This window comes from Actinomyces sp. MRS3W (genome assembly GCF_032465695.1).
GTDB lineage: Bacteria > Actinomycetota > Actinomycetes > Actinomycetales > Actinomycetaceae > Actinomyces.
Map to the genome: position 1 here is coordinate 1 of NZ_JAWDJJ010000259.1, position 3,050 is coordinate 3,050.

The window sequence follows — 3,050 nt, forward strand, 5'->3', positions numbered from 1 at the left end:
ATGGCGGGTACGGATCCCGACGGCGTGCCCTACCCCGCGGGGCGGGTCGGGATCATCGCCTCGGTAACCGCACCCTTTTGCGGCGACTGCGATCGCACGCGGATCACCGCCGACGGTCGGCTGCTCACCTGCCTGTTCTCACCGACCGACACCGACCTGCGCGGCCCCATGCGCGCGGGAGCGGACGACGACGAGCTCATCCGCATCTGGGCCGCCGCCACCTGGGGCAAGCCCCGGGCGCACGGCGCCGATGCTCCCGAGTCGGTGCCGGACGGCTTCACCGAGCCTGCCCGGACCATGTCGGCCATTGGCGGGTAGGGCCGCCGAGCTCCGTCCCCTGCGGCTATACAGTCAGCCCCGACGCGGCGCCGTCAATGCCCAACGCCAAGCCCGCCACACAGCAAGGAGAATCACTGTGACCAGCCGATCCGCCCCGGCCGCCCCCGGCGTCATTGCCATTGACGTGCACTACTTCGCGGCGGCTGCCGAGGCCGCCGGGCGCACCGAGGAGCGGCTCGAGGTGCCGGAGGGCACCACCTTGGCGGGTGTGCGGGAGCTGCTGGCCGGGCGCGGGCTGGAGATGGCGAAGGTGATCGGGGTGTGCAGCTACCTGGTCAACTCGCTGTCGGCCCCGGCGGATTCGCTCAGCGAGTTGCGGGACCGCGACCGGGTGGACGTGCTCCCGCCCTTCGCCGGCGGCTGACCCCGCCCCTTCACCGAAACCGGCACTAATAACGTGCCGAGACCGGCACTAATAACGTGCCGAGACCGACACATATGACGGCGACTGTGAAGCTGTAGGGGTAGGCGAGGATGTCGCACATGTGCGGTGGACGATCAAAACAACGGTGGTTCGGTAGCTCTCGTGACGGTTCGTCACCTTGGCTGACGGTTCGGCACTTCGTCCGACGCTTCGGCACTTGGCGACAACGGTTCGGCATTTCGGCTGACGGTTCGGCACCCTAGCTGCCGAACCGTCGGCGGAACGTACGAATCGTCCCTCGTAAGGTACGAACCGTCGGCTGAGCGTACGAACCGTCGTCTCAACTACCGACTCGTCAGCGCCCGCTGTCCGGCACCCAGCGCCCCAGCACGCCCTTCCCGCACGCCATCGCGTCAGGGGGTGTTGGACCAGGCGCGGCTGCCGTCGGCGAAGGTCTGCTGCTTCCAGATAGGCAGGCGCCGCTTGATCTCCTCGACGACGTCGCTGGCGGCGGCGAAGGCCGCGGCGCGGTGGTCGGCGCTGACGGCGACCGCCAGGGCGGTCTCGCCCACGCGCAGCTCACCGATGCGGTGAACGACGCCGATCGTGCGCAGCCCCGGGCGTGCCGCCACTTCCGCGGCGATGGCGCCCAACACCTCGTTGGCCGAGGGGTGGGCGGTGTAGGTGATGGCGGTGACCGCATGACCGCCGTCGTGGTTGCGGACCATGCCGGTGAAGGTGACGACGGCGCCCGCGGCCGGGTCCTCGACGGCGGCGGCGAGCAAGTCGGGTTTCACGGGCTCCGAGGTCACCTCGGCGCGCAGTACGCGGGCCTGCGCCGGCCCTGGCGAGGGCGGCGCTGCGACATTTTCAGACTCGCTCATGGCCGGTTCCTCCTCGGTTTCGTCTCTCCGGCGCCCGGCCGGTTGGCGGGGCGCTGCCCACGGGAGGCTACACGCCGCGCCGGGGCTGGGCCGCGCAGTCATCGCGGCGGGGCATGATGGGGCCGAGCGCCCCACCGCATCACTCGGCCCCGCGCCTGAGCGCCACCCGGCCGGATGAGCACCCGGTGCCCGCACGCCGCACCGCCTTATCACGACGTCTGTCGAACACTTGTCGCATATCGAAGGATCTTGTCATGACCGCCACCATGCTGCCGCCTGAGGAGTACACCGCCCGGGTGCTGTCCGGCCTGGCGCCGCTGGCACCCGTGCACCTCCCCCTAGCCGAGGCTCATGGCCTGGTGCTGGCCGAGGACGTCCGCGCCGTCGTACCGGTACCGCCGTGGACGAACTCGGCCATGGACGGCTACGCCGTGCGCGCTGCCGACGTCGCCGCAGTGCCCGTCACGCTGCCGGTGGCCGGCGATGTCCCGGCCGGTGCCGCGCCCGACCCGCTGGCCCCCGGTACTGCGCAGCGGATCATGACCGGCGCCATGCTCCCCGAGGGCGCCGACGCCGTGGTCAGGGTGGAGGACACCGATCAACTGTCGGGGGCCCGCCCGCTGCCCGATGCTGTCACCATCCGCGCCGACGTCGTCCCGGGTGCGAATGTGCGCCGCGCCGGTGAGGACGTCGGTGTGGACGACATGGTGCTGCGGGCCGGGACCGTCCTCAAGGCCACCGCCTTGTCGGCGGCCGCCTCTGTCGGCCGGTCCACGGTGCTGGCGGTGCCGCGTCCACGCGTCGCCGTCGTCGTCACCGGAGCCGAGCTGACCGAGGCCGGCGAGAGCCTGACCGTCGGCAAAATCCCTGACTCCAACAGCGCTCTGCTGGCCGGCCTCATCACGGAGCACGGCGCCCAGCTGGCCGGTGTTGCCCACAGCATCGACACTCCCGCGGACCTGGCCGCAGCCCTGACCGCCGCGGCCACCGACGCCGACCTCATCGTCACCTCCGGGGGCGTGTCGGTGGGCGCCTTCGACCCGTTCACCGCGCTGGCCTCGGGCTGGGGCGACCAGGCCACCGCCGGCATTGAGCTGACCGTGGCCAAGGTGGCCATGCAGCCCGGCAAGCCGCAGGGCTACGGCACCGTCCGCGACGGCGATGGCCGCCACGTGCCGGTCATCGGGCTTCCCGGCAACCCGGTGAGCGTGCTCGTGTCTTTCACAACGATCGTCGCCCCCGCCCTGGCACGGCTGTCCGGCCGCGACGCACCCGGCGGTCAGACGGCCCCCGTGCCCGACGCCGTCGCGCCCGCTGCGACCGCCCGAGCCGCCGTCGGCTGGTCCTCGCCGCGGGGCCGCCGGCAGCACGTCCCGGTGCGCGTGGTCGCGCCCCCGCAGCCGCTGCCCGACGGCGTGGATGCCGAGGCGGGGCGCAGCGCCGTGTGGGTGGCGCCGTCGCAC

At 72.3% G+C, this 3,050-nt stretch carries 3 protein-coding genes and 1 pseudogene; 3 read left to right on the forward strand and 1 reads right to left on the reverse strand.

Translation table 11 applies throughout. The annotated features are described in order from the left end of the window. Both RWX45_RS09805 and RWX45_RS09810 read left to right on the forward strand, forming a co-directional pair. Positions 1–318 (forward strand): annotated as a pseudogene (locus RWX45_RS09805) (GTP 3',8-cyclase MoaA); the annotation flags it as partial. Between the two features lie 97 nt (positions 319–415). Next, on the forward strand, positions 416–703 hold the full coding sequence (locus tag RWX45_RS09810; protein WP_316023543.1) for a MoaD/ThiS family protein: 288 nt from the start codon (positions 416–418) through the stop codon (positions 701–703). A 413-nt stretch (positions 704–1,116) separates the two neighbouring features. Here the strand turns inward: RWX45_RS09810 and RWX45_RS09815 are convergent, their stop codons facing one another. After that, on the reverse strand, positions 1,117–1,587 hold the full coding sequence (locus tag RWX45_RS09815) for a molybdenum cofactor biosynthesis protein MoaE (RefSeq protein ID WP_316023544.1): 471 nt from the start codon (positions 1,585–1,587) through the stop codon (positions 1,117–1,119). Between the two features lie 254 nt (positions 1,588–1,841). Between RWX45_RS09815 and glp the strand changes: the two genes are divergently transcribed. Next, on the forward strand, positions 1,842–3,050 hold a 1,209-nt coding region (gene glp / locus RWX45_RS09820), incomplete at its 3' end, for a gephyrin-like molybdotransferase Glp (protein WP_316023545.1).